The sequence below is a fragment of the Paenibacillus dendritiformis genome, from assembly GCF_945605565.1.
Lineage (GTDB): Bacteria > Bacillota > Bacilli > Paenibacillales > Paenibacillaceae > Paenibacillus_B > Paenibacillus_B dendritiformis_A.
Genome location: NZ_OX216966.1, coordinates 224,344 through 250,528, shown reverse-complemented (window position 1 = coordinate 250,528; position 26,185 = coordinate 224,344). Strand labels below are relative to the sequence as shown.

Annotated in this window: 20 protein-coding genes; 11 read left to right on the top strand and 9 right to left on the bottom strand. The window is 53.6% G+C overall.

Going from position 1 to position 26,185, the window contains the following annotated elements; all coding sequences use genetic code 11:
• The first annotated feature begins 99 nt into the window (after positions 1-99).
• From NNL35_RS01005 to NNL35_RS00985, 5 genes are all read left to right on the top strand, one after another.
• Positions 100-1,068, top strand: coding sequence for a hypothetical protein (locus tag NNL35_RS01005; RefSeq protein ID WP_006677090.1), 969 nt, complete (start codon positions 100-102; stop codon positions 1,066-1,068).
• Positions 1,069-1,128: 60 nt separating this feature from the next.
• Positions 1,129-2,793 carry a glutamine--tRNA ligase/YqeY domain fusion protein gene (locus NNL35_RS01000; protein ID WP_006677091.1) on the top strand — a complete coding sequence of 555 codons (1,665 nt, stop codon included), beginning with the start codon at positions 1,129-1,131 and terminating at the stop codon, positions 2,791-2,793.
• Between the two features lie 232 nt (positions 2,794-3,025).
• A complete protein-coding gene (locus NNL35_RS00995; protein ID WP_006677092.1) occupies positions 3,026-3,364 on the top strand; it encodes a DsrE family protein in 339 nt (112 codons plus the stop codon).
• Between the two features lie 490 nt (positions 3,365-3,854).
• Positions 3,855-4,223: a hypothetical protein gene (locus NNL35_RS00990; protein ID WP_006677093.1), complete on the top strand. Its 369-nt coding sequence runs from the start codon at positions 3,855-3,857 to the stop codon at positions 4,221-4,223.
• A gap of 422 nt (positions 4,224-4,645) precedes the next feature.
• Positions 4,646-5,167, top strand: coding sequence for a hypothetical protein (locus tag NNL35_RS00985; protein ID WP_006677094.1), 522 nt, complete (start codon positions 4,646-4,648; stop codon positions 5,165-5,167).
• A gap of 29 nt (positions 5,168-5,196) precedes the next feature.
• Here the strand turns inward: NNL35_RS00985 and NNL35_RS00980 are convergent, their stop codons facing one another.
• The 8 genes from NNL35_RS00980 to NNL35_RS00945 form a co-directional block, all read right to left on the bottom strand.
• A complete protein-coding gene (locus tag NNL35_RS00980; RefSeq protein WP_006677095.1) occupies positions 5,197-5,649 on the bottom strand; it encodes a hypothetical protein in 453 nt (150 codons plus the stop codon).
• A gap of 261 nt (positions 5,650-5,910) precedes the next feature.
• Complete coding sequence (locus NNL35_RS00975) at positions 5,911-7,149, bottom strand: MFS transporter (protein WP_006677096.1); 1,239 nt, start codon at positions 7,147-7,149, stop codon at positions 5,911-5,913.
• Between the two features lie 208 nt (positions 7,150-7,357).
• Positions 7,358-8,074: a response regulator transcription factor gene (locus NNL35_RS00970; RefSeq protein ID WP_006677097.1), complete on the bottom strand. Its 717-nt coding sequence runs from the start codon at positions 8,072-8,074 to the stop codon at positions 7,358-7,360.
• Position 8,075: 1 nt separating this feature from the next.
• A complete protein-coding gene (locus NNL35_RS00965; protein ID WP_006677098.1) occupies positions 8,076-10,676 on the bottom strand; it encodes a sensor histidine kinase in 2,601 nt (866 codons plus the stop codon).
• Positions 10,677-10,885: 209 nt separating this feature from the next.
• Positions 10,886-11,944 (bottom strand): tyrosine-protein phosphatase, encoded by a 1,059-nt coding sequence (locus NNL35_RS00960; protein WP_006677099.1) that lies wholly within the window; start codon positions 11,942-11,944, stop codon positions 10,886-10,888.
• Positions 11,945-12,105: 161 nt separating this feature from the next.
• Entirely contained in the window at positions 12,106-13,230 is a 1,125-nt protein-coding gene (locus NNL35_RS00955) for a Gfo/Idh/MocA family protein (RefSeq protein ID WP_006677100.1), read from the bottom strand.
• Positions 13,231-13,319: 89 nt separating this feature from the next.
• Entirely contained in the window at positions 13,320-14,183 is an 864-nt protein-coding gene (locus tag NNL35_RS00950) for a sugar phosphate isomerase/epimerase family protein (protein ID WP_006677101.1), read from the bottom strand.
• A gap of 349 nt (positions 14,184-14,532) precedes the next feature.
• The gene (locus tag NNL35_RS00945) at positions 14,533-15,420 is read right to left on the bottom strand and encodes a C40 family peptidase (RefSeq protein WP_006677102.1); all 888 of its coding nucleotides are present in this window, start codon (positions 15,418-15,420) and stop codon (positions 14,533-14,535) included.
• 333 nt (positions 15,421-15,753) lie between these two features.
• Between NNL35_RS00945 and NNL35_RS00940 the strand changes: the two genes are divergently transcribed.
• From NNL35_RS00940 to NNL35_RS00930, 3 genes are all read left to right on the top strand, one after another.
• Complete coding sequence (locus tag NNL35_RS00940) at positions 15,754-16,143, top strand: OsmC family protein (RefSeq protein ID WP_006677103.1); 390 nt, start codon at positions 15,754-15,756, stop codon at positions 16,141-16,143.
• A gap of 256 nt (positions 16,144-16,399) precedes the next feature.
• Complete coding sequence (locus NNL35_RS00935; RefSeq protein ID WP_040731386.1) at positions 16,400-17,083, top strand: response regulator transcription factor; 684 nt, start codon at positions 16,400-16,402, stop codon at positions 17,081-17,083.
• On the top strand, positions 17,080-18,441 hold the full coding sequence (locus NNL35_RS00930) for a sensor histidine kinase (RefSeq protein WP_040731334.1): 1,362 nt from the start codon (positions 17,080-17,082) through the stop codon (positions 18,439-18,441). Before NNL35_RS00935 ends, NNL35_RS00930 begins: the two co-directional genes overlap by 4 nt.
• 495 nt (positions 18,442-18,936) lie before the next feature.
• Here NNL35_RS00930 and NNL35_RS00925 read toward each other — a convergent pair whose 3' ends face one another.
• Positions 18,937-19,104, bottom strand: a complete 168-nt coding sequence (locus NNL35_RS00925; protein ID WP_254552842.1) for a hypothetical protein — start codon at positions 19,102-19,104, stop codon at positions 18,937-18,939.
• Positions 19,105-19,727: 623 nt separating this feature from the next.
• On the opposite strand from NNL35_RS00925, the gene NNL35_RS00920 reads away from it, so the two are divergent.
• Genes NNL35_RS00920 through NNL35_RS00910 form a run of 3 tightly spaced genes read left to right on the top strand, consistent with a single transcriptional unit; the run spans position 19,728 to position 25,975 of the window.
• Positions 19,728-22,820 carry an efflux RND transporter permease subunit gene (locus NNL35_RS00920; protein ID WP_420832844.1) on the top strand — a complete coding sequence of 1,031 codons (3,093 nt, stop codon included), beginning with the start codon at positions 19,728-19,730 and terminating at the stop codon, positions 22,818-22,820.
• Between the two features lie 3 nt (positions 22,821-22,823).
• Entirely contained in the window at positions 22,824-24,122 is a 1,299-nt protein-coding gene (locus NNL35_RS00915; RefSeq protein WP_100226438.1) for an efflux RND transporter periplasmic adaptor subunit, read from the top strand.
• Entirely contained in the window at positions 24,119-25,975 is a 1,857-nt protein-coding gene (locus NNL35_RS00910; protein ID WP_006679046.1) for a hypothetical protein, read from the top strand. Before NNL35_RS00915 ends, NNL35_RS00910 begins: the two co-directional genes overlap by 4 nt.
• Positions 25,976-26,185: the final 210 nt, after the last annotated feature.

Genomic DNA, 26,185 nt, shown 5'->3' with positions numbered 1-26,185 from the left:
GCGCCTGCGCTGCATCCTGCCTCGTGTGCTTCGGACGCATCCCGGGAGGCGTTCCTCTCGTATAAATAGGTAAGGAACGCGGGAAAAGGAGGAGATGGCATGCAGACATGGCATGAACTGCAGCGGTGCATCGAGCGGGCACGGCTGAATGGAAGACTTCAGGACAAGTATGAGACCCGTCTGCAGGAAGCCGAGCGGGAGCGTCAGCGGTGCAGGGCGGAACTGGAGCGGCTGGAAAAGTGGTGGCGCGAGGAAGAACAGGATGTCGAACGGCTGCGGTCCTGGTCGATGGCGAACTTTTTCTTCACGCTGATCGGACAGAAGGAGCGCAAGCTTGAGCAGGAAGAGGAAGAGGCGCTTCGCGCCAAAGAGCAATACGAGCTGGCGCAGGATGCTTACCGCCAGGCCGAGGCGGATGTGGCGGAATGGCGCCGCCAGTTGAGCGGCGTCAGCGGTGCGGATAAGGAGCTGCAGCGGGCCATCGAGGAGAAGGAGCGTCTGCTTCGCGCCTGCGACCGGACCGTGGCAGCCGAGCTGGATGCGCTCATCTCCGGCCGGGCGCGGCTACAGATGGAGAAGCGCGAGCTGGACGAGGCCATCCAGGCGGGACGCGATGCGCTGCGCGCCCTGAAGCGGGCCGAGGAACAGTTCCGTTCCGCCCGCAATTGGGGAACGTACGATATGCTCGGCGGCGGGACGATCGCGACCTACCTCAAGCATAATCGGTATGACGATGCCAAGGCCGAGCTGAACAATGCCAATCACCGGCTGCGCCGCTTCGGACGGGAGTTGGAGGACGTGCAGAAGCTGCGGCAGACGGCACAGGCCGTCGATATCGGCGCGGGGCTTACCTTCGCCGACTACGTGTTCGATGGATTCCTGACCGATTGGATGGTGCAGGGCCGGATTAACCGTTCGATGGAACGGGTGGAAGAGGCGGTTCGGCATGTTCAGGCGACGCTTCGGCGCCTGGAGGAGGAGGCCGCGAGCGTGGAGCGGCAGCAGGCCGCTTCGGAACGGGAGTATGCCTCGCTTATCGAGAATTGGTTCCCGGCCGATCAGAGTTGAACTCCCCCCATGATATGGGTATATTATAGACAAAGCGCTAGACAGAAAGGTTGATTGCTGGTGGAGAACCCCAATACTACATCGAATTTTATTCGCAATATTATTGTGAATGATCTGGAAGAAGGCCGGGTGAAGAAGATTGTAACCCGGTTCCCGCCCGAGCCGAACGGATATTTGCATATCGGGCATGCGAAGTCGATTTGCCTGAATTTCGAGCTGGCCAAGGAGTTCAAGGGCCGGGCGCATCTCCGCTTCGATGACACGAATCCGCTCAAGGAGGATACGGAATTCGTCGAATCGATCAAGGAGGATGTCCGCTGGCTTGGCTTCGACTGGGACGGGCTTTATTTCGCCTCCGATTATTTTAACGAGATGTATGAGCGTGCCGTGCTGCTGATCAAAAAGGGCAAAGCCTTCGTCTGCGATCTGAGCGCCGACGAGATGCGGGAGATGCGGGGCACGCTGACCGAGCCGGGGAAGAACAGCCCGTACCGCGATCGCTCGATCGAGGAGAATCTGGACTTATTCGAACGGATGAAGAACGGCGAGTTCCAAAATGGGGAGAAGGTGCTGCGCGCCAAGATCGACATGGCCTCCCCGAATATCAATCTCCGCGATCCGGTCATTTACCGTATCGCGCATGCGACGCATCATAACACCGGCGACCAATGGTGCATTTACCCGATGTACGCGTTCGCCCATCCGCTGGAGGATGCGATTGAAGGCATTACCCATTCCATCTGCACGCTGGAGTTCGAGGATCAGCGTCCGCTGTATGACTGGGTCGTGCAGGAATGCGAGATGGAGGCTACGCCGCATCAATACGAATTCGCGCGCCTCAATATGACGAATACGGTCATGAGCAAGCGGAAGCTGAAGCTGCTCGTGGACGAGGGGATCGTGGACGGTTGGGACGATCCGCGGATGCCGACCATTTCCGGCTTGCGCCGCCGCGGCTTCACGCCGGAATCGATTCGGACGTTCTGCCGGGAGATCGGCGTGACGAAGGGGAACAGCATGGTCGATTCCAAGTATCTCGATCATTTCATCCGCGAAGACTTGAAGCTGAAGGCGCCGCGCACGATGGGCGTGCTCAAGCCGCTGAAGGTCGTTATTACGAACTATCCGGAAGGCCAGATCGAATGGCTGGACGCGGAAGTGAATCCGGAAAATCCGGAGATGGGGATCCGCCAAATTCCGTTCTCGCGCGAAATTTACATTGAGCAGGACGACTTCATGGAGAATCCGCCAAGCAAATATTTCCGCCTCTTCCCGGGCAATGAAGTCCGCTTGAAGCACGCGTACTTCATCAAGTGCAACGAGGTGATCAAGGACAGCGACGGCCAAGTCGTCGAGGTGCGCTGCACGTATGATCCGGAGACGAAGAGCGGCAGCGGCTTCACCGGCCGCAAGGTGAAGGGAACGATTCACTGGGTCGAGGCTTCCCAAGCGGTTCCGGCGGAATTCCGGCTGTATGAGCCGCTCATTCTGGATGAGACGGAGGATGAAGGCGACACGACGTTCCTCGATCGGATCAATCCGGCTTCGCTGGTCGTGGAGCAGGGCTTCGTGGAGCCGAATATGAAGGATGTCGCGGGCCATGACAAATATCAATTTTTCCGCCACGGCTATTTCAATGCGGATCCGAAATATACGAAGGATGGACGTCTCGTATTCAATCTTATCGTCTCGTTGAAGAGCTCGTTCGAGCTACCGAAGAAGTAATTTCGAACGGGATGAGCCGCCTAAGAGTCATTGGAACTGCTGAGGCAGTGGCTCGAGCCGCTGGGGAGATTCGGGCTGCTGATACAGTGACTCTGTACTGCCAAGTCAGGGTTGGGAACTGCTGAGGCAGTGCCCCGGAACCGCGCAACTCGCTGCGGAAGCGAAATGGCGGGAGCGCTGGCGGTGCCCATCTAAGAGTCGAAGGATACATGCTGAGGAAAGGGTGGCTCTCATGAAAAACAAAGTCATTCTATTGACGTCGGATCGTATCGGCGCCGAAGAGAACGGGCTGGGCCCGTCTGTGCTGGAGACCTTCCTGACGCTGCTGAAGCAGCAGGAAGAGCTTCCGGCCGCGATATTTTGCATGAATCGGGGGGTGCTGGCGCTGACCTCCAAGTCCATGGCCTCGCTGCAGCTGGCCGATCTGGCCAAGGCGGGCGTGCCGGTGCTCGCCTGCAAGACATGCGTAGATCATTACGGCATCGCGGACGAACTGGAGGCGGGGGAGATCTCAAGCATGGGCGAGTTCGTCCAGCTGGCCTCCCGGTATGAAGTACTGACGTTAGGCTAATTTTGCCGCGAGCATCGTTATGCTGGACCAGACATGAATAGCGCGAAGCGGCTGCACTGTGCAACGTACTGCTGGTTGCAGCCGTTGCTTGAACCGGGTTCCTGAGGGACCCGGTTTTTGCCGTTGGGGTGAAGCGCTCCTTGCAGCGGGTGGTGGATAGAGCAGGTTGTAGCTCCGTTATCTGGTATTTAATCTCATTATTAGTTAATAAGGTTGATGGTTAACAGCAATAAATCCTGCAAATATGCAGCTTTGCTTTCCTTGAGGGGGCCATTCCGGACCATTCCTGCAAAACGGCATCATTTTCCTCATATTATCCCTATTGGAAGCTGGAACGGACGAAATTGATGTATGAATGCAGCAATTCCCCTTTCAACGAGCGAAAACCGGCAAAAATCCTGCACTCTTGCAGGATTGGTCCGACGCTCGTCATAACCAAGTCCCGCCGTTCATATGTATAACCAATTTGATGCAGGATGGGGGGAATAGGATGACGGTCGGTGTCCGCTTCATTAAGGTAGCGGCATTTTACTTTGTGGCGGGGGTATTGGCCGGATTGATCGCCGGAGCGACCAATCAGTTCCAATATACGTCGCTGCATGCGCACCTGAATCTGCTGGGCTGGGTGTCGCTGGCGATCAGCGGATTGATTTATGCGCGCTTCCCGCAAGCCGGCGACAGCACGCTCGGGACGGTACATTTTTGGCTTCACAATATCGGTTTGCCGATTTTTCTGGCCGGCCTGGCCATGGCGGCCAATGGCGTGGACGCCGCGACGGCCTTGCTGATCGGCGGGGGAATCATTTCCGTGCTGGGGGTCCTGGCGTTTGCAATCAATGTATGGAAAAATGTCAGATAGCCTCCAAGGCGAAAAGTTGGTTGAATGGCCGATGTACGTTCGTGAAAATGGGCTCGTGTCCCTCTCTCCATCTTTCGCATAAGCTGATGCCTAACTGAATCCGGGCTGCATCTCTACAGGAGATACAGTCTCGTACCCCGCCCCATTTACTGCTGTATTCCTAGGCTATATGGGGCTTTGTCTTGTCTTGGAGACTCGCCTCTATACAAAGGCCCCGCCCTGAGTTCGTGCTTCTCAAAGGTTGGATTTTTGCACGGGCTTCCTTCTGATCACAGCTCGCGGCCGGACTATTTCTCTAAATCCGGGATTTTTCATATATGTGCTTCCACCCCTTCCTGACAATCCGATTTTGTGGTTCTTTAATTTAGATTTTCTGGTAAAGTATATGTAATGTACATTTGCCATTAAACAGGAGGGATAGAGTGGAAAAAAAACATCGCCCCGTTCTTTCTGCGATTGTGCTTGTCATTGCCCTTATTAATCTAGGGATATACGGTTATCCCTACTTTTATGATTATGTTCTGAATGCGAAATCCTTTTCATTCCAGGATGTACTTCAAGAACATTTGAAAGAAAAAGAAATCAAATCGATTTCAATAAGGAAAACCGAAGACGATACGAAAAATGAATCGGGATTTGTTTTTTTAAAAGACGAACAGGAAATAAAATTATTCATAACATCTCTTTCTGAAATACAAGTAAGGGGTATCCATTCTTCCAAATCATGGGATACAATGTACCAGATTTTTATTGACGGCGAAATAAATGGAGTAACCAAGATCATTAGGTCTCTCAGAATTTCAAAAAATGGAACGATTGCAATAAGCAAATCTTATGAACCCGAGAAATTTTACACCATTTCAGATGAATCCGTACTCGATACATTAAAGTTTCTTGAGCAAACTATCCAGAAAAAGTTGCAAGATAAAGAAAACAAGGGTTAGCGTCAAGCTATCCCTTGTTTTTTCAGGAACTAATGGTCAGTATTCCAGCCGCCTCCACGATAACGAACCCCGGTGATGTAGCCTTCTCCCATAACAAATCGAGTAGTCCCATCAACATTGCGATACTCTAAAAACGGAAGTTTCGCTTTAAGCGCATCATATTCTTGATTTTGAATCAGATAACGTTGGAGTGTACCCAGATAGTTGATTCCATTTTGAAGATGTACCCTAAGGCGCTCTTTTTCATTTGGCAGCAACGATGTGAACAAACCTACCAGACCTGTCGCCAATCCCCATACGGAATGCTTGGAGAAGGCAGTGATGAGCCCTACTACTGTGGCAGCATTACCCAAATACCCTGCCCAATCTGACACATCAAGACGTCTCTCGACATTATCAAGGATAATCTGCTGCGCTTCCTGGAGATCTGAAATCGTCCGCAGATTCAATTCAACTTCTTGTACATATTCTCTGGCATCCATTGTTACATTCCTCCTCATTGATTTCATTGTGAACCGAGAAATTTATTTCCATCGCGATGAATTTTTCCCTGCTCACTATATAGGGAGATGACTCTTAGAAATTTACAACCTAACGGAGATAAAAAAAGAGGTTGTCCGTCATTTTTACGAACACCTCTATTCAGGTCATTCCTTAATTTGTATCTAGTTTTTTTCTATTGCAGTGGTCAGTTTTTTTGTCTCTTCGAGATGATACGGCTTCACACGAAGATTACGGCTCTCTTAATTCGAGAGAGCTTCCAGATTCCGTTTTTTATCTTCCTTGATAAAGAGTACGGACACGGTGCCGATGACGAGAAGGAAACCGGCGAAATAGAATCCGGCATTCAGCGAGCCGGTTACGTCGGTAAGGAAGCCGGTAATATAAGGTGCCAAAATGGAGCCGCACATACCGATGAAATTGTAGAGACCAAATGCGGTGCTTAATGCATGCTTAGGTGCATTATCTGCAACAACGGCAACAAGAACAGGGTTTGTACTGATTTTTCCGAAAATCCCGTAACCGATCAATGCCATATATAAAACCCACATATTATCGAAGGCAACAATGGAAATAATCGCGATAATGGAAAGGGGAAGCATGACTAACAATACGGGACGGCGCGTCCCCATTTTATCCGCAATCCAGCTAAACAAGAGGGAACCGGGAATGGCGGCCCATGGAACGAGTGAAGAGACAACGGCGACTTCGGTACCTTCAATGCCGCGGGCATGCTGTAAATAATACGGGATCCAGGTGACGACGACGAAGAAGGCATATATCGCACAAAAAATCGTAATGTACGCAAAAATCAGGTTTTTGCTAAATAGTTCTTTGACTTTAAGCTTTTGAGGAGCTTTTCCATCTGTTCCTTGTCCTTTAGCTTTTGGTTTGTCTTTAATCACGATCCACATCGCGATACCGATCAGAACAACAGGAACGGCAATAATATAGAAGGGGGCTCTCCAACTCATCCCTAACGTACCGACCGTGTAGCTGGAAATGAAGTAGCCAAGGGAAAGCCCGAATGCCATCCCGCTATTAATAATTGCGCTGCCTACGGTAATATGTTTTTTGGGAATCGCTTCTGAGGATAGTCCGTACTGAGGTCCGTAGTAAAAACCTTGAAATATGCCGACAAAGAGCCATGTTACCATGAAAAGTGCAAATGTGGGCATCATACCGGTTACGGCCGCGAAGATCCCGAATAGAATCACACCGGGAACAAGCACTTTTTTCTTGCCGATTTTATCGCCTAATATTCCGGACGGCACGTTGAGTCCTGCGTAACCAATGAAGAAAATACTGCTGATTAAACCTAATTGAGAAGCCGATAAGCCAAATTCCGCTTGGATATTGTCCATGACCGGATTGAGCACGGAGCGGGTGGCGTAAATGGCAATCCAGCCTAAAAAGAAAACAATTGTAATTTTGACCCAGTAGGGAATTAGGCCCTTTGCTGCGGCATCATGATTGTCCATCTTGATTTCCTCCTGATTGTAGATTTGTACTATCTCGGTGACCGTTCAATAAAACTATAAGATAAGCGGCATAACAGTCGAATAAAAATGTAAGTGCTTTCATTGCATAAACATTAAAAATGAGAAAGAAAAAATAAACATGAGGAGAGGAAAATAAGCTCCATAACAAAAAAATCCTGTATTGCAAAATTTGCAATACAGGAAAATTTTATTCCGAAATCGGAATGCTTTTCAGCATATATCCAATGCCGGAGTAAGTAACAATATATTCTTCTTTATGGTTTAAGAGATTTTTTAATTTGCGCCGGATTCTTGCAATACTAACACGTAAATATTCCACCTCATCCCGATATTGCGCTCCCCATACCTCGGATAATAAGGTCTCATGCTGTACGACTTTATCTAAATGGAGCGATAATATTTCCATTACGGAATATTCCGTGTGCGTAAGGTTAAGCTCTTCCTTATGAATCCAGCATCTTCTGCTGCCCAGGTCGATGACGAGTTCTCCGGTTCGAATGATTGGCGTATTCACCATATAGGCTTTGGCGCCATTAAATTGGCTTCTTCTCAACACGGCGTTCACTCTGGCAAATAGTTCATCCAATGAAAATGGCTTTGTTAAATAGTCATCCGCGCCAAAATTCAATCCTTGCACTTTATCTTGGGCATTGCCTCTTGCCGTTAGCATAATGACAGGAACATTAGAGAATTTGCGTATTTTTTCTAGTACCTGGAAACCGTCTTGTCCCGGCATCATAATATCAAGCAAAATTAAATCAGGCGATACAAGATCAAAATTGGCAAACAGCTCTTCGCCTGAGCCCGCTGTTGTTACTTCATATCCGATTGATTTGAGGTTTGCAGACACAAAGCGCAGAATTTTGGGTTCATCATCAACAATGCAAATCTTTTGCTTTTTCATCCTATTCTTCCCCTTTCTTGATAGGAAAATAGAGTGTAAAGGTACTTCCTGTTCCCGGCTTGCTTGTTACTTCGATTTTCCCTCCATGGGCTTCCATAATGCCAACGCATATCGCAAGTCCCAAGCCTGTTCCCCCCGTTCGTCTGGCCGCTGTGGCATCTACTTGGTAAAAGTGATTAAAAATTTTATCAAGTTGATCTTCAGCGATTCCAATCCCATTATCGGACACCGAGATTGTAATATAATCCTGCTCTATATTTAACGAGACATCAATTTTTTTCAATGCGGCATCGTTATAACGAAGCGCATTTGTAAATAAATTCACAAGAACCTGTTGAACACGGAGCTTATCCGCATATAAAACAAAGTCATTCCCCAGTTGATTATGGAAATGGAATGCTGTATCTCGCCGAAGCGGCAACGGAATCTGCTCCATCGATTTTGCAATTACTTGATCGGGACGGATCTTATTCATTTCCACGTACATGGTTCCGGATTCAATTTTCGAAATATCCATCCAATCGTTTACCAAACACAGAATTCTGTCAATATCTTCGTGGACCCCCTCCAGAAGCTCTTGCTGGAATTCCGGTCCCCATTCTACTTCTTGCCGGAGCAAGGTTTCAATACTTCCTTTAATATTCGTGATCGGGGTTTTGAATTCATGTGAAGTTAACGAGATTAAATTATTTTTTAATGCGTCGATTTCCTCATCCTTCGTTATATCACGCAGCAATAGGCCTTCACCAATCGTATCATCATCTAACGTGACCAAAAATTTATGGAGCCTATAGTACTTTGATTTTTGCTTATGCTTCATTTTTAGTTCTGCATTTTCATCCGTGAAGAAGGCGGACAATTCTTCCTTGTCGACATCGAATAAGGCGAGAAATCTTTTGTAAACATCATTTAGATTTTGTACCTTATGCTCTTCTCCGTTAGCAACTACATTCAGGAAAAATTCATTCACATATTCGACTTCTTTTTGATTATTTACGAGCATTAAGCCCTCAGACATACTTTCCAGAACAGCGAGCCACACCGCATTCTTATTGCGGATTTGTTCAAATAGGAACTTATTCTGCAGCATGACTCCCATAGAATTGGAGAACGTATCCAGAAACTCTTGTTCGCTGCCCGTAATGTATTGTTGAGAGGCAAGATCAACGACGAGAAACCCGGTATGTTTTTCTTCGAGTTGAATCATTTTGATATACTGAAGCTCTCCTGCAATATTTTTGTTGAGATATTCAAGTACATTTTGCTTCGTATGAATCTTCTCATTCGTCACGGCAAGATCATGGAAGAGAACATGAATCGAATAGTCCGTAAACGGTTTAATTTCTTGCAAACAGTGTTGAATAAATTGAGCCAAATCCATATTGGAAGACACGGAAGTGATTAATTTGTTGACCGCTTTAAGCTCTGAATTTTTATTTTTTAAAATAGCGGTTCTTTCTTGTACTCTTCCTTCCAGCTCTTTATTTAACTCCATTAATTCCTTTCTGTTTTTCTCAACTTCATCAATCATATGATTGAAATAAAAAAACAGCTCTTCCAGTTCTTTTGGACCTTGGATTTTCTTTGTTCTGATATGATTTTGTTTAAAACCGACCGTATATTCTTTAATATAGTTAAGCAACTGTCGAATCGTTTTTTCCAACCGATTGGTCAAGAGAAGACTTGCGCCAACCATGGTGATGGTGGTAAGAAACAGAATGATGATGATGGTCAAAATCGAATTTCTATACATATTTGTGAGTACATCCGTCGATTTTCCGACCCATACGATCCAATCAAGAGGTTTAATTTTTTCATACGTAATATAGACATCCTCGGGCGGGTCTTCCAGACTGAAAAAGCCGCTTCCTTCGACTGTATGCTGTTCATCAATATGATGAACAATCCGGGATTGCGACAGGTTAACAAGTTCCCTCCTCGTATCAACATCAGGATGGACGATGACGTTTTTTTCATGATCAATGACGACAGCATAGTCTTCTTCGCTCATGCTCCAATTCTGAATATGCCTTCTTAACGCATCCAGATCTAAAGCCCCAAGCACATAACCTGTCATCTCTCCGGCATCATCCATAATGGGGGACGCAATGGTGACTAATAAATTATCGGTTCCGCCTCGGCCTTGAAACACCGGGGAGATGACGGTGCTTTTCTTGCTAAGCAATTCTGTATAATAAGAACGATCACTAAAATTAAGATCTTCTCGTTTTGTCCCATCGGTATTGACTGTGGGATAGAAAACGATGGATTGGCCATTTTGATCGCCTACATAGAAATTGACAAAGCCAGGGTAAATCGTTTTGATATGTTTGAGATGCTCGTGAATACGTTGAACATCCCCTTTGGCAAAAAGCTCCTTTAAATTTATCGCTTGCGTCTGGATTGCCTTTTTATGCTCGACAATGTAGCTGCTAATATAATCTGAAAGATATTGCGCCGTTTGGGCCTGGCTTTTTTTATTTTCTTTAATCAATGAAATTAATTGGTGAATTTGAAAGCTTCCCAGAAGAACAGTTGAAAAAAAGGTAATGATTAAAAAAGAATAAATGAGTTCCTTTTTAAAGGAGCGAGCCTTTTTCATTGTCTCCCTCCCGTCTAGAATGGGATGTGTGGCATTATAAAGAGAAGCCAATGTGTTTATCTTGACTTGAATTATAAGTAATGAAGCATTACATTTGTATAAAATTGAAAGGGGTTACATTACAAAAAAATAAAAAGTGGTTGGAAAATCGGCGCTGCGTCTCCTGGGGGAAGAGATGCACGCCGATGTGCGTTAGCCGGCCTGTAAGATTACGGCTGTGCGGTCAGCAGCTTATCCTTCAGGGCGGCAATCTCGTCCGCGGACAAGCCGAGCGATTCGGTTACGAAGCGGCTGACATCGCCGGATTCACGCTCGATCTCCGCGAAGGCGGCTTCCAAATATTGCGACCTTGCCTCCCAGACGGCGTCGAGCGCTTCATTGCTGAGCTTTCCCTTGCCCAGCTTGGCAGCCGTCTTCGAACGCAGCAGCCTAGTGTTGAGATAGCGGTTCGTCAGCAAATAGTCGGTCATAACCGTGTCCTTCGGAACCCCCAGCGTCAGGAGCAGCAGCGCGGCCACCAGACCGGTCCGGTCCTTGCCTGCCGTACAGTGGAACAGCAACGGAGCGCCGTTCTCGGCGAGCAGATGATCGAAGATGCTGCGTATTCCCGCCGTCGAGTGGACGAGCGAGCGGTTCATGTCGACGAGCAGCTGCCCCGGTTCGCCTGCCGGCGGGCCGCCCTCGCCCGCCACATCCCCGGGCTGGCGTATGACATCCTTGCCCAGCATCTCGACGAGCGGGATATGGGAATGGACCGCGGGCGCAAGCGGCGGCGACGGCATCGCCGCCACCTCGTCGCTGTCACGCAGGTCGCAGATCTGGAGCAGGTGCAGCGAATCCAGATAGTGGAGATCATCCGGAGTCAGATCCGATAATTCCGGAGAGCGGTACAGCTTGCCCCACTGGACATACCGTCCTTCTGCCGTCCGGTATCCGCCGAGATCGCGAAAATTGGAGACGCCCGCGAACGGAAGCACGCGCTCGGCAGTCGTCAGCAGATATTGTCCATTTTGACATAGATGATAGTAGCTTCTGCGCCCAGGGGTCGGGTCAGGGAATGAAGTCTCCTGTCCCGGTACGATCGTCGCTGCGAAGGTGGACTGCTCGGGATCATATTCGGGGCGCGGGCTGGAGTATAGGGTAAGGGGGCCCGGCCTCCATTCTCCCTCATCGGCAAGCAGGAAGCAGAGCCGGTCGTCTGCCTTGGACCGGAGGATAGCGGCGGTCTCCAGCGGAGCATGGTTCATGGCGTTAAATGATGTCGGCATCGTCTAGTCACCTCTCCCGTTCCATTCATGATGAAGCTTACTACTCCATCATATACGATATGGGGGGAACAAGCGAACAAAAACAGGAACAGGCGCTGGCTGGCAAAGCCGCTCTGCCTGTTCCTGCCGTATACTGCGGCATCAGACAGCCGCTCCTCTCTCTACAACCGGATTGCGCTCGATACGGACAAGGCTGCGACCTCCTCCGCGGTCACTTCCCGGCCGAGCGCGCTGGACATATAGATGCCCTCGCTGATAAGCATCGTGCTCACCGCCAATTCGTCCGTCGGGAGCAGCGGAACGATCCCGGCCAGCGCGGCAACCCAGTGGCCCTGCGAGGAATCATACGCCCACTCGTTGGGGTTCAGCCGATGGCGGCGTCTGTCCATCGCATTGAGGTCGATCACCGTGTCGAGGTCCAGGTCGAGCGCCGTGCTGTGGTACGTGAACGGTTGAATATGGTCCCCCATGCGGGCCGGCATGCGGATGCCGCCTTCGGAGCCGACGATGCTGCTGCCTTCGAAGCCGCCAAGATGGATCGCCCAGGCTTCGATAATATCGAGCGTAATGCCTCCCTCGAACTTGATCAAGCCAACGCCCAGCTCCTCCACATCGAACTTGCTGATCTCTCTCCGGTCCGGCAGCATATCCATCTCCTGATAGGTCTGGCCGCTAATGCGGGTCACCGCCGGCAGACCGAGCAGATAGAGTATCTGGGAGATGTGGTATACTCCCATATCGTAGAGAGCGCCCCCCGAGGCGGTAGCTTTCTGCGTGAACGCCGTCGTGCCGTATCCGTCGACGAACGGGCGGCCACGGCGCCGGAACCCGGTCGAGCGCGCATGATACAGCTTGCCGAGCTTGCCTCCGTCGATAAGGATTTTGGCGGCCTTCGTCTCCTTGGTGTACAGGGTGGACAACTGGATATGCAGCATCTTGCCTGTGGCCCGCGCCGCCTCAAGCATCGCTGCGCCATCCCGGTAGGAGCCGGCAATCGGCTTCTCGCAATAGACATGCTTGCCTGCTTCCATGGCCGCAATAGAGACCGGGGCGTGGAAGTTGTTGTGCAGGCACACATCCACCGCTTCGATGTCATCGCGCTTCAGCAGCTTGCGGAAATCGGTGTACACATGGGGGACCTGGTTCGCCTCCGCGACCCGGCGCGCCTCCGCTTCATTAATATCGCAAATGGCGACGATATCGGCGCCGCCCACTCGCTTATATTCGTTCAGGTGATGCTTCCCAATCTGGCCTGCTCCAATGATCGCGATACGTCTTTGTTCCATCGAATCTGCCTCCTGGCGTTTCCTGAATTCATGCGGAACGAATTGGCGTGCTGCCGTTCGGGTGCGAAGCGTCCGCGCCCTCCCCGGCGTTATGCTTCCGGCTGGCTGGGCTGCCCGGTCTCTTGCAGGAGTGTGCGAAGACGCGCCAGCGCCTCTTCGATGGACGCCAGCTGATCGCCAGGCGCATTGTACTCGACAGCCCAGTAGCCGCCGTACCCGGCCTTCATCAGATTCGACAGCCGCATCGCCGCATTCGGGGCCTGGAGCGTCCGCCAGTCGACATGCGTATGGCGAACCCAGCGCGCAACCTCGATATCTCCCTCCCAGACGAAGGGCTCATTCTTATCCGCCATCAGCTTGGCGTTCACGATCGGCTTGTTCTTCGCCTGCCAGCGTCCCAGATGAAGCAGGATGCCGTAATGGGGGTGATCGACGGCTTCGGAGATGCGCGCGAGCGACTCTGGCCGCAGGGCGAATCCCGTATGATTCTCCGGGCCGACCCAATAGCCGCCCTCAGCGGCCCGGTCTGCGTACGAACGGTAGCGGCCGGCGATATATTCCAGGGCCTCGTCGCTTACCTCATCTCCGCCATGCAGCACCGCATCGATCCGGACCGACTGCGCGCCCAGAATCTCGGCCGCACGAAGATGGGCGAGCGCATTCTGATGCAGCGCCTCGCGAATCTCCGGGTCCGGATCCCAGAGATGCGCCGAATCGACGGCGATGTTGACCAGCGTCATCTCCCGTTCGTCGAGAGCCTGGCGAATGCGGCGCAGATGATCGTCATCCGCCACCTTCCAGACCGGCCGGGATGTATCAGCAAAGAAAGCATTCCAGAAATCAATGGCGTGAAGCCCAAAGCGTTCATGCACCGTGCGGATATAACTGAAGATATCCATCTTGCCTTCCACGCGCATCGTGTTGAATGAGAAGCCTCCAATGGATAGTTTCATTGCGTTCCTCCTTCAATTTATAAGCGCTTTATTTTCCAATCCGAGCGTAGCAGATTATGAAAAAGGGAACAATTCGGCTATACCGTCATATTGATACCGTTTACAGAACAGATTGCCCTTCCTGCTCGCCCTAACGCCCGATTCTGAAGGTTTGCTTCAAATCGAGGCAGATTTGTCAATGACGGAAATCACATCCGGGCTTAGTCTATCCGTTCACCGCGTCATTTGCCGTAACCGATGGAATCACGCGGGATTCGACGAAGAGGATGACAGCAAAAAAACACCCGCCCGGATGCATCATCGCAGGGCAGGTGTTTTCAGGGGAAGGGAATAAGGTCTGGTTATTGAATTAGAGCACCCGCTTGGCGCCGACGTAGGTGCGGCTGGACCAGCTGGAGGACAAGCTGGATATCGTAACGCGCCCGGCGGAGCCGGAAGAAGCGTTGATATACTTGTTGTCACCGATGTAAATGCCGACATGCGAAATCGTCTTGCCGTTGCCGGCGAAAAAGACGAGATCACCAGGCTTCAGACTGGTCACTTTCGAGCCCAAGGAGCTGTACATGGCGCGGGACGTGCGCGGAAGCTCGATCCCATGCTTGCGGAAGACGTAGCTCACATAGCCGGAGCAGTCGAAGCCGTTAGGAGACGTTCCGCCCCATACATAAGGAACGCCCAGATAGCTGCGGGCCGTGTTCAAGATCCCGGCGGCCTTATCCTCCGATAGACGGGCCGAGGCGGTTTGTACCTCTCCACGGCTCCGATTGATGCGGGGGATGTTCTTCATCTGTTCCGCATCCCATGTAAAGCTCAATTGAAGCTGCTCCAACAGGAAGCGGAAAGGCACGTATGTACTGTCCTTATAGGATATCGGGGCGCTGCCCATACTTACCGTATTGCCGTTCACCTCGGCCTTGGAGCTGTTGGACTTCAGTTGAATCGTATTCGTGCCATTCGACATTTCAATGGTCTGCACGCCTTTGTTATCGGCCTGCCAGTTCAGTTCATAGCCCAATTGCTCGGCTACGGTGCGCAGAGGAACATGCATGTTCTGCGCCTCATCTATAATGGGAATAATATCATTCGTAAATAGTAAATCTTCACCGTTCACTTGGATCGTAATCTGCTTCGTAGCTGCGGCGGCTTGAGCAGTCGCATGAGTCCATGCGCTGTCTGCCAACAGCATGCATCCGAATACGGCGCCAGCCACAAGAGCAGATCGGATGGCGGTCTTCACGGCATCTCCTCCTTCATTGTTAAAACTGTAAATGGATTACTAAAAAATCGACAAAACTAGCCTAACATAGGTTACAAAATGATTACAATAGTCTACGGGAATCATTATTACAAAAATGTAACCTTTCCGGATAGACGCCTAATTTCGCTGTGCAGAGCCATTTTGGAGTGGATCAGCGCTTGCTGCCATGTTATCGGAAGTTGCTATGGAAATGAAAGGGACATCGAATTAAAGGAAATAATTTCCGGGCGGCATGAGGAGAATCCGGCAGGAAGGCTCGACAGGGTAAGTCTTGCCGCCAGGTAAGGGCGTATTGAAAAGGAGGCATTGAATTTGCAAGTTACAGTCAAACGAATGGAGCCGCATCGCCAGGTTGGGAACGTTCGTTCCCAATGCATTGCGATTGTGCAGGAGGACGAGCAAGAGGTGGGCGTTAGGTCTGAGGAACTATGGTTGATGGCGCTTGCATCCGGCGTTGGAGCGGAGATGGAGCGCTATGCCGAGGAGCGGGGATGGGCGTTGTCCGCCCTGCAGATTGAAGCGCAGGATGAGCGGAACGACGAGGGCGCCATCATGGATATTAAGCTATATGTGACGGCTGAAGGATTGACTGCCCCGCAGCGGGGGGAAATGTTCGGCGCGGTTCGGCCGCGCTGCAGGCTGCTTCGGGCCGTCCATCCGAATCTGGAGATTTATTTCGCGGACCGCTTGGTGCAGGACTGAACCATGCGGTTGGCATCGACAGGCTGCTTTCGATAACGGAAGCGGCCTGTTGTCGATCGTCTTATTCATGATTCAGGACAGGAAGGATATGTCCGATGAAAAAGAAAGATGGCTCGCATCCGTCAGGGAAATCATGGAATATGGAGGTGAGTTATATTACAATAAATTCGGTGTCATGAAGGCATCGGGCCATCTAATTAGAATAAAGATACAGAAATGTAAGGGAGAACGTGGGGAATGGAGTGTCGGACAGACGATGAGAACGATATTGGTCGCTGATGATGACGAGCATATTCGCGAGATGATAGGTTTGTTTTTGCGCAATGAAGGTTTCCGGGTGCTGGAGGCGGAAGACGGGGAGCAGGCGCTCCGGCTGATGGACGCGGATCCGGCCGACCTGGTGATCCTCGATATTATGATGCCCGTTATGGACGGGTGGCAGCTCTGCAGCGAGCTGCGGTCGCAGTACCCTGATCTTCCGTTGTTCATGGTCACCGCCAAGGGCGAGTCCGGCCAAAAGGTAAAGGGCTTCCGTCTCGGCACCGACGATTATATAACGAAGCCGTTCGATCCGATGGAGCTGGTGATGCGGGTAAAGGCGCTGCTGCGCCGCTACAAGATCGTGTACGAACAGATAATCCGCCTCGGCAGCTTGAAGCTGGACCGGAACGGCTACAAGGTCTATGCGGATGACCAGTCCACGGGGACGGCGCTGCCGCTCAAGGAGTTCGAGCTGCTATTCAAGCTCGCGAGCCATCCGGGCCAGATTCTGACCCGGGAGCAGTTGATCCGCGACATTTGGGGCATCGATTATGAAGGGGAGGAACGGACCGTCGATGTCCATATTAAGCGTCTGCGCGAGCGCTTCGCCGGCCATTCGCATGAGTTCCGCATCGAGACCGCCCGCAGTCTCGGGTACCGGCTGGAGGTCTGCTCATGATGAGGACGCTGTATGTCCGGGTTGTGTTCACGTTTTTATTCGCCGTAATCGCAGGCATTATCGTCGCATTTGCCGCTTCCGGCTTTTTTTTCGAGAGTGAGATGAAGGAGATTGTCTTTGAAGATTTGACCAATCTCGGCAATGACATCGTCCGGCTGTATCAGCAGGTGCCCGAAGCGGACTTCCGTGATTATGTGGACTCGTTGAAATCATTCGAATGGACGCAGGTCCATGTAGTCGACAGCCAGGGTAACGCAATCGTGCAGCATGCGATCGCAGGAGAGACGCTTCAGCCGATAGAGGCGCAGGTCGTGAATGATGTGCTGTCAGGACGCCCGTATCACAGCACGGACCCGGAGGGGAATCGCCCCATCATCGGCATCTCCTTCCTGAAGGAGGGAGAGCGGCACGCCTTGTTCCTGCGAATGGCGTATGGCGACAATCATCTCATCAATCGGCTGATTCTGTTCACCCTTGGGGTCGTCCTGGCGGCCGGCAGCCTCTGCTTCCTTGTCGCCGCCCGCTATGTCGTGCGGCCGATCAAGAAGATGACTGAGGCGACGAAGCGCATGGCGAAGGGGGATTTCAGCACAAAGCTGAGCTTCCGGCGGAAGGACGAGATTGGCGTCCTCGCAGCCAGCTTCAACCACATGGCGCAGGAGCTCGGCCAGATGGAGCAGATGCGGCAAGATTTCGTCTCCAGCGTGTCGCATGAGATTCAGTCGCCGCTTACTTCGATCTACGGTTTCTCCAAAGCACTCTGCAATCGCGTCATTCCCGAGGCGGATCAGGATCGCTACCTGGAGATTATGATGACGGAATGCGAACGCTTGTCGCGCCTCAGCGACAATCTGCTGCAGCTGGCCTCGCTCGATTCGGAGCATCATCCGTTCACGCCGCGCATCTACCGGCTGGACGGGCAGCTCCGCCAGGTCATCGTCGCAGCCGAGCCGCAAAGGGCCGACAAGGCAGTGCGCTTGGAGGAACAGCTTGATGACTTATCGATCGAAGCCGATGAGGATCTGATGAGCCTCGTCTGGACGAATCTCATCGGCAATGCCATCAAGTTCACGCCGGAGAACGGCATGATCACCGTCAGCCTTGCGCGTCAGGACGGCAAAGCCCTCGTCACCATTGCCGACAACGGCATTGGGATTGCGGAGGAGGACCGGGCGCGCGTGTTCGAGCGATTTTTCAAGGCGGACAAGGCCCGCAGGCGGAATGCGGGCGGCAGCGGCCTCGGCCTGGCCATCGTGAAGAAGGTCGTGACCCTGCATCACGGGACGATCCGGCTGGACAGCGAACCCGGCCAGGGGACGACCGTGAGCGTGACGCTCCCGATCCGGCGTAATTCGTAGTTCCACAGGGGGTGTCCCACAAGTAGTAAGTAACTACAGTGAGACAGCCCCCCTGATTCGCTAAGCTCGACTCCCCGAAAAACTGCAAAACTACACCTTTCCTTTACCACGTGTACTCCGTTACAGGGAATCCTGCAAAACGGCATCAATTTCCGACTTCCAATAGATAAAAAGACAAAAACCGATGGAAAAAATGCACTTTTCAGGCTGTTGAGAAAGTCCAAGGGATCTTGTGGCACTTCATTTTTTATGTGGTGGCTCTCGTCTCTCCGTAGAAAAAATCGATTTAAAACGCTATGGGTGCCGAGTTTTGAGTAGGAAAATGGATAATCTCCACTCCTTCGTAAAAACAGGGGTTTTCCAACGGCCTGAAAGCTGCACCATTTCCCTAGAACGTCTATCCGGTAGGCGAAATCCGCAAAACTGCACCATTTCCCTAGACACGTCTATCCGGTAGGCGGAATCCGCAAAACTGCACGATTTCTCCAGACACGGCTATTCGGTAAGCGAAATCCTGCGTAAATACAGCAATTCCATATGGACGACTTTACCAGAATGGGAATCCTGCAAAACTGCAGGAATTTCACCCGTTTCGCTTCGGCTTGAAGCAAAAGGGCCTAAAATGATGTAGATTTGCAGCAATTCCTCGGGATGTGGATTCATTGAGCCGAAATTACTGTAAAATAGCAGCAATTCCCTCCACATGTTCAAGCCGCGGGAGGCAACGATGCCTCCTGAAGGCAACGAGGCGATGATACCTCCAGGATCCGACGCGGTCTCTTGGATCCCGTAAAATCAGACCGTTGAGAAGTCTGTGGGAATTTTCTCCACTACATTTTTTATATGGTGGATCTCGTCTCTCAGTAGAAAAAATCGACTTAAAACGCTTTGAGTGCCAAGTTTTGATTAGGTAAATGGACAATCTCCACCCCTTCGCAAAAAACAGGGGTTTTCCAACAGCCTGACTTTTGCAGGAATTTCATCAAATAGAGGCTTAAAGAGCAGAAATTGCTGCATCCACGCAGCATTTCACTGGTTCATCCAGCTTCCAAGCTTCCACCGCTTTGCGCGCCGCCATTTTTCGCTCTGTACAGTCTCTATGCGAGCGTTTTTGTTTTTCCCGCATCCACATTCTCTATTGACTCGTCACCTCAATCATTTTGCAATTCCTATGAGACACTCCCTTTTTCTTTTCCGTTCATACTCCGTTCATATTTCGTTGCTATCTTAAATTCGTTCGTTGCGGTAGTCCAGAGATTGACAAAGGAGGGGAGAGAGATACAACGATGAAATCGCTCATTCAATTTTCGATGAAACAGGTGACGGCCGTCATCATCCTGTGCTGCATGCTGTTCGGGGGAGGGATCTACGCCGCGACCAGCCTCAAGGTGGACAATATGCCTGATATTTCATTGCCGCTCGTCATGGTCACCGTTCCCTATCCGGCTTCGCCGCAGGATGTCATGGAAGACGTCACCAAGCCGCTGGAGAAAAAAATTCACGGGATGGAGAACGTGAAGACGATCGAATCCACATCAAGCGATCAGATGGCGACGATCGTCGTGACGTTCGAGGAAGGAGCGGACCCGGATCGGAAAAAGACGGAGATGGAGGGCCTGTTCCAGGAGACGGAGCTGCCGTCGGAGGCGGGACGCCCCAAAGTATCGACATTCGGCGTATCGTCCATTCCCACCTACTACCTTGCCATTCAGGCGGGGGAAGGAATGGAGCAGACGGAGCTGGAGCATCATTTCGAGCATGTAATCCGGCCCGGCTTCCAGGCGATGCCGGGGCTCGATCATATGGATGTCATCGGGGAGCGCAAGACGGAGGTGGCGATCCGGCTGTCCCCGGAGCTGCTGCGAATGAACGGTCTCACGCCGGCGCAAGTGTCCGAGGCGGTCCAGAGCGCGATGGCTGCCGGCCCGGCGGGCACCGTGGAAGTGGACGGCAATACGCTGCTCGCCCGGATGGACAACGGTCTCCGCAGCATCTCGCAGCTGGAGGCGATTCCGCTGGCGGCGCCGGACGGGAGCCAGTTGACGGTCGCCGGTCTGGGAAGCGTGGCGGAGATTCGGGAATCCGCGTTCGCGGCCCGCATGGACGATCGGCCTGCCATCGGGGTATTGCTGTATAAGTCCGGGGGAGCGAACGCCGTCCAATTCACGGACCAGGCCGATCGCTTGATGGAGCGATGGACCTCCGAATTGCCGGGGATTACGTTCAAGCAGGTGTACAACTACGCGGATGAAGTCAAGCAATCCATTGGCGGGCTGCTGCGCGAAGGCATGGTCGGCGCCGTGCTGGCATCGCTCATGATCCTGGTGTTCCTCCGCAACATGCGGATGACGCTGATTGTGCTCGTGTCGATTCCGTTGTCCGTCCTTATCGCGCTGCTGATGATGAAGTGGCTCGATATTTCATTGAACATCATGACGCTGGGGGGCATGTTCATCGCTATCGGCCGGGTCGTCGACGACAGCATCGTCGTTATCGAAAATATTTACAGCAAGCTGGAGCGGGCGGCCCGCAAGGAGGAGTCGGTCATCCTGCTCGCGACGAAGGAAGTGGCGAATGCCATTACGTCGTCCACCCTGACGACGGTAGGGGTCTTCGCGCCGATTGGCCTGATTAGCGGGCCAGCCGGGCAATTGTTCCGCCCGTTCGCGGTGACGCTGTCCTGCGCCATCCTGGCCTCGCTGGCCGTCGCGCTGACCGTCATTCCGATGCTGGCCAAATTGCTGGTGCTCCGCAGCGCCAACGCCAAGGCCCATGTGGAGCCGGGGCCGTCCGCCTTCACGGAGGGGTACCGGCGCATCCTGGAATGGTCGCTGCGCCATCGCTGGAAGACGTTGGGGGCATCGGCGCTGCTCTTTGTCGTGACGATGGTCGCGCTCGTACCGCAGTTGTCCTTCACCTTCATGCCGGAAGGGAATCCGCCGCGCCAGTTTTATTTCACGGTGAAGCTGCCTTACGAGACATCGCTCAAGACGACGGATGCCGTCGTCAAGGATATGGAGGCGAAGCTCCGATCGGCATCGGACAAGGCGGGCCGTCCCTTGTTCACCTTCGTCGAGGCCTTGGTCGGCTACGGGGGCGATCCGAACGCGATTCCGTATATGGCTCAGATCTATACCGAAGTGAATGAAGACGCCGACGTCGAGCAGGTGAAGCGGGACTATAAGGAATCGCTTCTGTCCCTTGTCCCGGCGGGAGGCGAGATTGACACGCGCACCTTGTCGGGCAACTCGGGAGGAGGCGAGGATTTCTCCTACATGCTGAAGGGGGACGACAGCGTCAAGCTGCGGCAGGCTGCGGCCATCATCAAGGAAGCCGTGCTGCGCTACCCGGAGCTGACGGAGGTCAAGGACTCGATAAGCGAAGCTTCCTCCGAGGTAACGATCCGGGTGGACCCGCAGAAGGCGCTTCAGGCGGGGGTATCCCCGGCTGCCGTTCAGCATTCGCTTCGCACCTGGCTGTTCGAGCAGAAGCTGGGCGAATACCGATTCGATGAAGGCCTGCGCGCGCTGACCGTCCAGACGGGAGAGAACGGCAGCCAGGATTTGGAGGCGGTCGGCACTATCCCGATGGAGACGGGGAACGGCGGCACGATTCGCGTCGCCGACGTCGCGGATGTGAGCCGGGAGCCGGCTCCGGCCTCGATCAAGCGGTTGAATGAAGAGCAGGTCGTGACGGTGACGGCGAAAATTATCGGCAAAAACAAGGGGGGCATCAGCGCCGATATCGCCGCTGAACTGGATCGGATTGAGCTGCCGGAAGGCGTGAGCCGTTCCGTGGGCGGCATCAGCGAGAACATCGGGGACAGCTTCGGTCAGCTGTTCGTCGCGATGGGCGCTGCCATCGGCGTCGTCTACCTCATTATGGTCTTGACCTTCGGCAATGCCAGCGCGCCGTTCTCGATTCTGTTCTCGCTCCCGTTCGCCGCAATCGGCGGTGTGTTCGGCTTGTTCGTGACGAACGAATCGCTGAACATTACCTCGCTTATCGGGTTCATGATGCTGATCGGCATTGTCGTCACCAATGCCATTGTCTTTATCGACAAGGCGCAGCAGCTCCGCAAGGCGGGCTTCGCGGTGCGGGAGGCGCTGGTGGAAGCGGGCGTGTCGCGCCTGCGGCCGATCATCATGACGGCCGGAGCCACCATCGTGGCGCTGCTGCCGCTCGCTTTTGGCTTCGGGCATGGCACGCTGATATCGAGAGGGCTCGCCGTTGTCGTTATCGGCGGACTGACCGTATCCACGCTGCTGACCCTCCTGGTCGTGCCTGTCATGTACGACCTGATCGGACGGGGGAAGCGCAGGCAGATTGACGCCTTGCCGGCCGCCGTGCCGGAGCAAGGCGAAGGAAAGGGGATGTAACGAATGAGACAGAGTAAGAAGAGCCGGCGCATGCGGTGGCTCGGCATGATGGCAGGCATCACCGCCTGCGCCGTGCTGCTGGCGGCCTGCGCAAGCCAGCCGGAGAATGGGGCGGTGCCTGCGGATGCGAAGCAAGCGGCTCCGCTTGTGAAGACAGCCGTCGTGAAGCGCGAGAAGATCGGCATGCCGGCCGAGCTGATTGCCGAGATCGCGCCTTCCGTCTCCATGGACGTAACGGCGAAGGGGGGCGGCGAGGTTACCGCCGTCCTGAAGAAGCGCGGCGATCGCGTGAAGCGCGGAGAGGTCATCGCCCGGCTGGATGACTCCGTCGCCCACATGAAGAAGAAGCGGGCGGAGCTTGCCATCCGCAGCGCCGAGAGTCTAATGGAGCAGACGGAGGAGAAGGATCGGATAGGCAAAGAAGAGGTGAAGCAGAGCATTGCGAAGCTGGAGCGGGAGATCGAGCAGCAGACGAAGGAGTTGAATCGTCTCAAAAACGGATATGACGAAGGCACGGTAGAGAAGACCTCTGTCGATCAGGCCGAGCTGCAATTGAAAAATTCGGCGATCGATCTCGGCGTGTGGAAAATGAAGCTGGAGGCGGCGGACAATAGCGATTCGAAGGCTACCGCCCGCCAACAGCTCGATACGGCGAAGCTGGAGCTTCTGGAGGCGGGGATGGCTATCGATGAAGCCCGGATCGCCGCGCCGTCAGAAGGCATCCTGACCGAATGGACTCCGCAGCCTGGCATGATGCTTAACCAAGGGGGGACGATCGGCCGGATCGTGCAGCTTGATCCGGTCCTCGTCCGGGCCAAGCTTCCGGAAGACCTGCTGCCGCTGGTGGAAGGGAAGAATTCGCTTGCCTTTTATGTACCCGACCGCCCTGCCCAGACCTATAAGGGCTCGCTCGTCTATCTGTCCGAGGTGATGGATACGCGCACTCGAACCTATGATGTGGAGCTGCGGGCCGCGAATGGCAAAGGGGCCCTGAAGCCTGGCATGAAGGTCCGCATCCGGCTCGAGACGGAGGCCGAACGGCTTGTGCCGGCCGTTCCGGCCAGCGCGGTCATCCGTGACGAGAGCAAGACGTTCGTCTTTGTCTATAAGGATGGCAAGGCGGTCCGGCAGGATGTCGAGCTTGGCCCGCTGCAGGGCACGCTCTATGCCGTGACGGGCGGGCTCAAGGAAGGCGATACCGTCATCGTGACAGGGCAGCATCGCCTGAAGGAGAACGATCCGGTGACGGTGGAGCCGCCATCCGCCAAGCCGCAGCAGCCAGAGAAGGGGGACAACCAATGAAGCCGAAGACGAAGCGGAGCTTGAAGCGAATCACGGCCGTGGCATGGGCGGTCAGCCTGCTTGCCATGGCGTTGACGGGGGCGGTGCCGGTACCGGGACTGTCCGGTACGGCGGAAGCGAAGGCGCAGACAAGCGGCCAGGCAGCGCCCTCGCGCGCTTCGATCCAGACCGACGCGGCCGCCTTCATGAAGTCCGCCCAAGGCATCGATATCGCGGTGGAGCGGGTCATCTACGGCCAGCAGGACAACGGGCGCCAGGTGGCCGCCGTGTTCCAGCTGACAAATAGTTCCGGCAAGCGGGTCCGCATTCCCGACTATGAACTCGCCGTCCGGATGGCGTCCGGGGCGGAAGCCGCCATGGAGCCGAGCGCCGGCAGCCCGCGCTTCCTCATGCCGGGCCAGACCGTGGAGTGGCGCTGGATGAGCCGGACGCTGGCGGAGGAATCCGCTCCGGTCCGGTTCATCTGGAAGAAGACGGACCGGGAGGTGTATCCGGCGAAGGTGACCGTCCTCGGCGGCATGCCTATCCGGGACGTATGGGAGAACGATTACAGTCCGATGACCGACCCGGAGATGGTGAAGCCGTGGGGGCAGCCGTTTCAATTGAATGGTCCTGCCGGCACCTCGATGCTCATCTTCACCCCGGTAAGCATCGTGAAGAGCTCGGGCAAGCCGGAACAGACGACGGAGCGGGCGCGAGAGAAGCTGGATACGGTGCACATCGTGACGCTCCGGGTAGAGAACCGCAATAATATTAGCGAGAAGCTCCCCGAGTTCACCTTGACCGCATGGTCGGATACCGCCATCTATGACGGGAAGCGGCTCGGCCAGCCGGCTCCGCCCGTCCTCAAGCCGGGCGAAGCGGTTCAGCTCCGCTACGCCATCGAGACGGGAGCGAGTCGGGAGCTTACCATGCTGCGGGTGCTGATGCCGGAGACGTTCCTGCTGCCCGATGCGTCCGATCCGGCCCAGGCGGTAACTTACCAGGTCGGGCGAATTCAGATTGCCGTGCCGAGGCAGGCGGAGGCCTCCGTGCCGCCGATCGATTATAAGCTGCGGACGCCGATGAAGTTCTCCTCCGGTTCGGATCTGTTCCCGAAGGGGCTGAACCTGTCCATCGAGGAAGACACGATGCTGGTGAACAAGGAGGCCGGCTTCACAGCGCTGCTGCTCCGGTTCAAGCTGGAGAACAAGAGCGGCTCGTCCATCATCCCGCCGCCGTTCCATGCGGAGCTTGAGGGCGCGGACGGGACGCGATATGGCGGGGAGCGAATCGGCACGCCGGCGGCCGAACCGAAGGCGCTCATCCCGAACGCCGCCGTCGTCGAGTCGCATCTGTTTATTCTTCCGGAAGGCGAGACGGGCAAGGATCTGCTCCTGCATCTCGTCGACAACCGGGAAGAGAAGGGGTACCCTGTCGTCATGGACACGTTCCGCTTCTCGACGACGCTGGACAACACCTCCGATCTCATCTATGACATGTATCCGTTCCGCATCAAGATTGATAATTGGGATGGCCAATGGATCCGGGACATGAATCCGATGACGCAATCGGAATCCACGTACGCGTTGAAGCTTAAGCTCTCTATCGATCGGGCCCGGCAGGTTATGGCTGAGGCGAGCCTGTCCCAGATCCGGCTGGAACTGACGGATCACGGCGGCCGCATGCTCGGAACGAAGCAGTTCTCGCTCGTCGATGAGCCGCGCCTGACGGACGGAGAGCAATATATCTACTTCGAGAAAATAGACATGGATAGCGTCAGATATCCGGTGATGGTCAATTTCTACGAGACGCTCGACACCTCGTATGGCCCGGTCAAGCGGTTCCTGGGCCGGGTAATCCGGAGTAATTAACGTCGTGTACAAATACGATGAGTATGGCCAAGGCTGCAAAACCTCAAAAGGTTTTGCAGTCTTTTTTTCATGGTATCCTTGGCGGCAGTATGAAAAAAAGAGTGTATCTAGTAAAATGGTTTAGTAAAATAGTTAATAATGCAATCCATAAATGTTAACCACGCAGCCAGGAGGGGATGGGTTCGCAAAAAAAATCGGGTTGATGGATAA